Genomic DNA, 8166 nt, shown 5'->3' on the forward strand with positions numbered 1-8166 from the left:
AACCCCTATACCATTGAGTAAATCCTTTGCAATGTTATTGGCGTAAAAAGAAGACACCATACTTTGGTGAAGGAGCGTATCGTAATTCTGCAAATACATTTCTCTATAATAGGAAGCACCCACCATTCCTCCTGAAGCTCCTGTTACCATTTGGACCGAATTAGAAAAGTTACCTTTAGATACACTATCCAAATGTTGCATCACCCTAAAGGTCCACAAGGCACTTCTCAATCCACCACCGCTTGTATTTACGATAATTAATTTGGGCTTTTCACCCGCCTTTGCCTTCCAATTCTCCAAAATGTTTAGGTATACCTTTTCATCTTGAAGGTTCTGTTGATAATCTTCCTGAAGGCGTAAAAGGACTGTATCATTATAAAGCGATCTTTCTTTATAGCTTAATCCATACGCGTAATTTTTAAACTGCATGTAGTCTGTATGTTGACTCAAGAAGTTCATAGACACGAACAGAACAATAATTATAGGATAGGTCCACAGTTTAAACCAACTAAAAAAAGCACTGATTAACATCAACACTATAGTCAGTAAAAGCAGTATACTCGAAGCTGCTGGAAAAACGAAAACTTCTTGATTTCTTAGAAGTCCCAATATAAAGAAGGATAGAATGATGGTGATCTCAAAAATAGAGGCATTAATGTGGTTTTGACTAAAAACATTTTGTATTACACTATAGTCATAATGCTGTACTCCTCTCGATCGTTTAAATCCAAAATTTTTACCCACATAAACATAGAGCTTATCATCTACCTGTTTAAACTCTTTATCCCAAGACAAGTTTCTGTGCAAAGATGATTTGATATTCGCATTTTTGGGTTCTTCCGGACCTATAGCATTGCGTTTCTTCTCCATTTTGAAGAAATCTTTATTGGTCGGAAAGAAATACAAAAAGGAAAGTAAAACAAATATAAGAGAGCCGCCAAACACCGATAAGATGTACAGGCTGATATCCCAGCTATCTAAAAATTCCTCTTGACTTTGAAACACCGCAATCTTATAACCCAGCGTTACAAAAAACAGAAAAGGAAGTATACTATTGTTTACACAAAACTTAAAGAAAGGTCTTTGCAGTGTAGCTATAAAGGGAAAGTGTGGCCCCATACGTATATAACTATAGGTATGAAACGCCATAGTAAAACCACCTATACTAAAACCAAGAAATAAAAAGCTTAGCCAAGAAGTTTTACCAAGATATTCTGGGCCATAAAAGAGATAAGCCATTCCAAAGCTCTCTCCTATTACACCAAAAAGTATCAAAAACAAAAATACCCAATACAATACCGCAACGATGTTGTATTTTAAATGAGCTATCAACAAGTGAAAAGGAAAAAAATCAAGGATGCCTTTGAATACATCTTTTAGCGTTATTTTTCCTTTCATTGTTTTAAACCTTTAGGAGATTATTTAATAAATTCTCTTTTATTTACTGTCTTAATAAAATCGCTTACCAGGTAACTTAAAGATTTACCTACCACGACATTTTCTTGGGTTGTAGAAGGGGCTGCCTCGGGTAAATGAAGATACGCAACATTTTCGACATTAGAAACTGTTTTCAAATAAATTCGAGCTCTTTCTAAGGTCATACCACTTGGGGTTCGCGCACTAGAAGGCATATCAATTATTGAATCCATATCTAACTCCACGCCAAGGGGTGTTTTCATGTTGTCTTTACACACATTAACAAAGTCTTCATTAATGTTTGCTTGCCCTGCTAGGTAATCTTCGAAAATGGTGAAATAATGTCCGTCTTTTTCTAAACGCGTCAACATTTCTTCTGAGTTATAATTTTCATGTAATCCAATCACATGATACTTCTCCAAGAACCCTTGCTGAAAGGCATAACTGAATGCATTTCCACTATGTCTCCCTTCCTGCTTTCTATAATCTGCATGTGGATCTAGGTTCACTACATTAATTCCTTTCTTTAGACGCTGAGCAGCAAACTTCATTAAAGGAAAAGCGTTGTTATGTCCACCACCAATAAGAATAGGAATTTGATCTGCTGCAACGTACTTATTTAGAACATCCAATACAAAATCATCCAACTCTTCTACCAAAACTCTGTTCTTCTTTAAATCAGAAAAACGGTTAAGCGCTGAAATTCGACCAGCTATGGTTACACCTTTACCTAATAAGAAACGATTGGCTTGTATATTTAAAAAGGTAGATACAAAGGGTTCAAATCCGCCTTCAGCACCAGGGTTGCCTAAATTAGCCACAGGACCTACAGATTCTTCTACACCTATAATAACAAACCTCTTTTTCTCCTCACTTACAATATTCTCTCCCAAACGTTTTTCACCTTCTCGGAGATTGACTCTGTTCAAAAGGTCTTCTGAGGAATATGGGGTATATAAAAAATTCTCTTCTCTACTTTTCATCTTCTTTTTCTTGATACGGAGCAATTGCTTCTAAAAATGCCGCAGGAGGTTGAATAGGGCGCATATTTACTTTATTCACAAAAACCAAAGTGGTACTCGCCTTACTCAGCACTTTCCCTTCTTCATTTTGAATCGCATAATTAAAGTAGATTCTAGAACCTTCTACGCGTGCAATTTTTGTAATAATAGTTAATTTATCATCATATAAAGCCGGACGAATATATTTAACATTGTATTCACTCACCGGTAACATGACATGCTCCTCTTCCATGCGTTTGTACGACATACCTATGGCACGTAAGGTTTCTACCCTACCCACTTCAAAATACTGCGCATAATTTCCATAATAGCAGTATCCCATTTGATCAGTTTCCCCATATCTAACTCGTAAACTTGTACTATGTTCAAAATCGTAATTCACTCTGTTCTAATTTGGTAAAAAACAAAGATGTAAAAAAAGAAAAAATATGTTTCAATTTTTGTAACTTTCCATCAACTTTACCAGTAAATAGTTGTCGAAACTATTGATACCACTAGGTTACAGCACTTTTGAAGTATTTTTTAAAATAGAATAAATATTGACAAATCAAACATTATTCTCTTTTAATTTCTCAGAAGTTCAAACGAAATTTTACTGTAAAAAAAACTATAAAATCAAGAGTGATTTTACTTTTTTTTTAACTTTTTTCTGTAAATATTTGTTCCGCTCGTAACTCTAAAAGTTAACTACGTTGTTTACAGCGTATTAATAACTAGAAAAAGTTTTTAACACAATAAATTAATAAAGTCTACATCAATGAGTGCATTACACGAAGAAAAATGGGAAGCCTGTCTAAAAGTAATCAAAGACAACATTTCGATTCAAGCTTTTAAAACATGGTTCTCTCCCATTTCTCCTATTAAATTAGAAGACAGTGTATTGACGATTCAGGTTCCTTCTCACTTCTTTTATGAGTGGTTAGAAGAGCACTACATCTCGCTACTAAAGAAAGTCATTAAAAAAGAATTAGGTCCTAACGGAAGATTGGAATACTCTATTATTATGGAGAAAAACCAAACCAATTCTACACCTTATACTGTAAAGTTGCCTGCATCGAATAAAAGTTCCTTGCACAACTCACCGGTTACGATGCCTTTAAATGCGAGCGAGAAGCAAATTAAAAATCCATTTATTATTCCTGGATTAAAGAAGGTGAATGTAGACTCAAACTTAAACCCTTCTTACTCGTTTGAAAATTTCGTAGAAGGAGACTGCAACCGTTTGGCTAGATCTGCAGGTTATGCTGTAGCTAAAAAACCAGGTGGTACTGCATTTAACCCTTTATTAATTTATGGTGGTGTTGGTCTTGGTAAAACACACTTAGCACATTCTATTGGTATAGGTATCAAAAACCAATTCCCAAACAAAACAGTTCTTTATGTAAGTTCTGAAAAGTTTGCACACCAATTTATTGATGCGATTAAGAATCAAACAACCAATGATTTTATTCACTTCTATCAAATGATGGATGTATTAATCATTGACGATGTTCAGTTCTTTAGTGGAAAAGAGAAAACGCAAGATGTATTCTTCCACATCTTTAACCACTTGCACCAAAACGGAAAGCAAATCATTTTAACATCTGATAAGGCACCGGTTGAAATGCAAGGAATGGAGCAACGTCTACTCTCTCGTTTTAAATGGGGATTGTCGGCAGACTTACAAGCACCAGATTTAGAAACAAGAATTGCCATCTTAGAAAATAAAATGTACGGTAACGGTATAGACCTTCCTAGAGAGGTTGTAGAATACCTTGCTTACAGCATCAACACCAACATTAGAGAAATGGAAGGTGCATTGACTTCTTTATTGGCACAAGCATCATTAAATAAAAAGGCGATTACTTTAGAGTTAGCCAAACAGATGATAGACAAGTTCGTGAAAAATACTGCACGTGAGGTTTCTATCGAATACATACAAAAAGTTGTTTGTGATTACTTCGACTTACCTATAGAGTTGTTGAAATCTAAAACAAGAAAAAGAGAAGTGGTACAAGCACGTCAGATTGCAATGTTCTTCTCTAAGAAGATGACAAAATCATCTTTGGCAAATATTGGAGCACACTGCGGAGGAAAAGACCACGCTACTGTATTACACGCATGTAGAACAGTAAACAACCTTTCTGAAACAGACAAGCAGTTCAAAAGCTACTTAGATGATCTAGAAAAGAAGTTATCGATTCAATAAGAATCACAACCATAACATTGAATGTCTCTCCTCCTTGGAGAGACATTTTTTTTGTAATTAACATTACCCTTTTCATAAAAACGATTACACACCTTTCGAAAGAGCTCATTCTCCACCTACCTTTGTAATGTATATGTCTAATTACTCTTCCATAAGTGCATTGATCAAATTGATAGATGATCCCGACGACGCTGTCTTTTCTCAAGTGCGCAAAGAAATATTGAATCTTGGTACCGATGCTATTCCCCTACTGGAATCATCATGGGAAGAAGACGATTATGGTCTTCTCTTCCAAACGCGTATTGAGGAAATTATTCACGATATACAATTTTTAGCGACCAAGGATAACTTAAAGCAGTGGTTGGCCAGCGATGAGAAAAACCTTTTGGAAGGAGCCTATATCATTGCCAAATATCAATTTCCAGATTTAGAATTAGATAGCTTAAAAAACGATATACTTAATATTCGTAAAGACATCTGGTTAGAAATCAACACGCAACAAACCATCTTTGAACAAATCAAATCCTTTAATGAAGTTTTCTACAGGATTCATGGTTTTCAAGGAAACACCAAAAACTACCATTCTCCGTTAAACTCCTACCTCAATGTAGTATTAGAAACGCGTAGAGGGAACCCTTTGAGCTTGAGTATACTTTACAGCATTATCGCCCAATCTCTAGATTTACCGATATACGGAGTAAACCTGCCCAATCATTTCGTTTTGGCGTATGTTGACAAAAACAAGAATTACTTAAACCTCAATGAGGAAGATGATAACTCAGGCGTTTTGTTCTACATCAATGTATTTAGCCGTGGTGCAGCGTTTAACCGTAAAGAAATTAAAGACTTCTTAAAGAAATTAAAAATTGATGAGAAGCGAGAATATTTCGAACCTTGTCCGAATACTACCATCATTAAGCGCATGCTCACCAACCTAATTGTTGGGTATCAACAACAAGGAAATTCTGACAAAGTAGAAGAATTAACTGAACTAAAAAATTTATTCTCTTAAAGCCTTACTTTAAGTTTCTTATCCCCTCGTAAACGGCAATTGCCACTGCGTTGGCGATATTGAAACTTCTTATTTTATCCGAGAACATCGGTATTTGATAGGTATCTTTAGCATACTTTTCAGTGATCCAATCATCCAAACCTTTTGATTCTTTACCAAAAACAAGAAATAAATCATCCTCATAAGGTATTTCCCAAAATGATCGCTCTCCTTTACTGCTGAAAAAAGCAAATTTTGCATGACCATGCTGCGCAAAAAAATCCTCAACAGAATCATATTCTGTTAAGTTGATATGCGGCCAATAATCCAACCCTGCACGTTTGAGCTTTTTATCAGAAATTTCAAAACCATAGGGTTTAACCAAATGTAAATTACATCCCGTTCCTAAAGCGAGTCTTCCAATATTACCTGTATTGTTAGGGATCTCCGGTTCAAAAAGTACAATATTTAAGGCCATAATTTTGCTTTGCGGCGAAGATAAGCGTTGTCCGTTAAATCCCTTCATGAATCTTGTAAAACTTACTGTTCACAAAGCGGTAATCCAACCCTATCTTCAAACCATATCATTATTTAATTTTAGTAAAATCAACGCTTCAAACAACTATTTCAGAAGAACTTACGTTATTATATACACGCTAACTAATCATAAACAAGGATGCTTAATTCGTATGGGTTGAGCATTTTTGTTTTCTCCCCCCTTAATATCTTAACTTAAGTCAAGAACTCTCTACAGTGAGCGCCTTAATTTTGACCTATCAAAGGTTAGAATTATGAAAATCACATGTCTTTTACCCCTACTCACGTTTACGCTTCTTTTCGGCGCTTGCACTATACACAAGCGTGTTCACAGACCAGGGTATCATATTAGTCATCCTTTTAAACACAAGAGGATTACACCTAAAAACATCCATAAACCTCAAGCATCGCTACTCCCAAGTAGCGCTACGATAGATAGTCTAAAAACAATTCAGCTCAATACACCTTCTAAGCTTACCGCCACAAAAAGCAATGAGAATACATCTGCAAAAGCACAGCTATCCAGGTCTACTCCTCCAAAAGCTCAAACAAGGAAAGTAAAAGACAGTTCTGCATCAATAAAACAGGAAGTAACCAAAGATGTTCAACGCACCCAAAAACTGCGTAAAAAGAATTTCGCTCCTACTCTTACTACCAAAGATCAAAAGATAAGCTCCAGAAAACTAGCAATTACCATTGGTTTAGCGCTTTTGTTTATGGCCCTATTAGCTGGACTTTCAGTACCTATTTTAAACAAGGTGTTATCTACCACCTCACCTCTTACTACTTTTACGCAAATAGGTGCAAACAAGTCCAGCTTTTTAGGAGCCCTTTTCGGATGGATAGGTATTTTCTTGCTCGATCTTTTGGTGGCATGGGGAGTGTGGAAATACTACAAAGAAGACGATAAGCAAAAAGCCAAAACCTCTGGTATCTTACGTCTTATTTATTCTATCCTCTTGGGTGTAGCCATTCTTCAACTATTCAAAAGTTATAGCGCGGGTACGGCACTTGTTGCACATCAATCTCTCACCAACTTTTTCACCCTTTGGAATGTAGGACTCATCGTTTTTGGAATCCACCTCATGGTATTGGCCTTTTTGTATAAAGCTGACACCGAGAAAAAGTGGTTAACGATAGCATTATCTATCGCTCTCTTCCTCGGCGGTTTGGGTTATGTACTCCAATATGCCACTTACTTCCTATTCCCTCAGCAACTCATCATAAGCACAACCATAGAAAGTCTGTTCATCGTATTCATGATCTTAGGCGAACTCGGTTATGCAGTTTGGATGTTGTTTAAAGGAGGTAGGTAGATTGGAGATTTGTCCTCTGGCTCCACAAAGGAATATAGATTTTGAATTGTGAACTTTCCAAGGTTATCGATTATAGCGCTGTAAAGAGCTCAACCAAGGTATTAAAATACCGAAACATAATGTCAGAACTTAAGTTTTCCAAAATAACAAACACCAAGACCTATTTGAATTCTTGAATCCTTGAACCTTTGAATCCCCCCCAGAGGTTATCGAGCGGAGTCGAGATGAGCGACCTCCCAGCATCGAGTCAAGGGGTTTTGTATGTGCTCGAAAGTCATAAATAATTTCATTTAAAACACGAAAACAACATTTTTTGAATTTAAAAGCTTTGCTAATCGTCCCTAAAAAGAATTGAACACTATATCCTTTTTATCCACAAGCCCTCTACCTTTTATATTAATTTATTAGTTTTAACCAGCCTCTCCATTATGAAACCACCTAGGAGCATTCCAAAACGTTTCATCTTTACAAGGCAAGCCTTAAAAACTGTGGTTTATCCCACACTATAAGGTGAATAAACGCAATTAAGAGATATGATAAATAAACAACATTACGGTTATACGTATGTTGTCTGTAATTAAAAAAAGAATATGGATATAAATTTAATATATATGATACTGGGTGTAATTGCCACGATTTTGGTTGGTTACTGGGGTATCAAGTATACTGCAAGTCATAAAACCATAACTAATCTTC

Annotated in this window: 7 protein-coding genes; 3 read left to right on the forward strand and 4 right to left on the reverse strand. The window is 35.9% G+C overall.

Features of this window, described 5'->3' with window-relative positions; genetic code table 11:
* The 3 genes from R3333_RS10230 to R3333_RS10240 all read right to left on the reverse strand — a co-directional run.
* The coding region (locus R3333_RS10230; RefSeq protein ID WP_318958697.1) for a hypothetical protein at positions 1-1398 on the reverse strand (1398 nt) is incomplete at its 3' end.
* A gap of 20 nt (positions 1399-1418) precedes the next feature.
* Positions 1419-2399: a formimidoylglutamase gene (locus R3333_RS10235; protein ID WP_318958698.1), complete on the reverse strand. Its 981-nt coding sequence runs from the start codon at positions 2397-2399 to the stop codon at positions 1419-1421.
* A complete protein-coding gene (locus R3333_RS10240) occupies positions 2389-2820 on the reverse strand; it encodes a thioesterase family protein (RefSeq protein ID WP_318958699.1) in 432 nt (143 codons plus the stop codon). The genes R3333_RS10235 and R3333_RS10240 overlap by 11 nt, the downstream gene beginning before the upstream one ends.
* Before the next feature lie 375 nt (positions 2821-3195).
* Here R3333_RS10240 and dnaA point away from each other — a divergent pair, with 375 nt between their 5' ends.
* Both dnaA and R3333_RS10250 read left to right on the forward strand, forming a co-directional pair.
* A complete protein-coding gene (dnaA, locus tag R3333_RS10245) occupies positions 3196-4626 on the forward strand; it encodes a chromosomal replication initiator protein DnaA (RefSeq protein WP_318958700.1) in 1431 nt (476 codons plus the stop codon).
* A 133-nt stretch (positions 4627-4759) separates the two neighbouring features.
* Positions 4760-5638 (forward strand): transglutaminase-like domain-containing protein, encoded by an 879-nt coding sequence (locus R3333_RS10250; RefSeq protein ID WP_318958701.1) that lies wholly within the window; start codon positions 4760-4762, stop codon positions 5636-5638.
* Between the two features lie 4 nt (positions 5639-5642).
* Here the strand turns inward: R3333_RS10250 and R3333_RS10255 are convergent, their stop codons facing one another.
* A complete protein-coding gene (locus R3333_RS10255; RefSeq protein WP_318958703.1) occupies positions 5643-6095 on the reverse strand; it encodes a tRNA (cytidine(34)-2'-O)-methyltransferase in 453 nt (150 codons plus the stop codon).
* A 313-nt stretch (positions 6096-6408) separates the two neighbouring features.
* On the opposite strand from R3333_RS10255, the gene R3333_RS10260 reads away from it, so the two are divergent.
* Positions 6409-7470: a DUF4386 domain-containing protein gene (locus R3333_RS10260; RefSeq protein ID WP_318958702.1), complete on the forward strand. Its 1062-nt coding sequence runs from the start codon at positions 6409-6411 to the stop codon at positions 7468-7470.
* Positions 7471-8166: the final 696 nt, after the last annotated feature.

Origin of the sequence: Lishizhenia sp. (assembly GCF_033720595.1) — a bacterium.
Taxonomy (GTDB): domain Bacteria; phylum Bacteroidota; class Bacteroidia; order Flavobacteriales_D; family Crocinitomicaceae; genus Lishizhenia.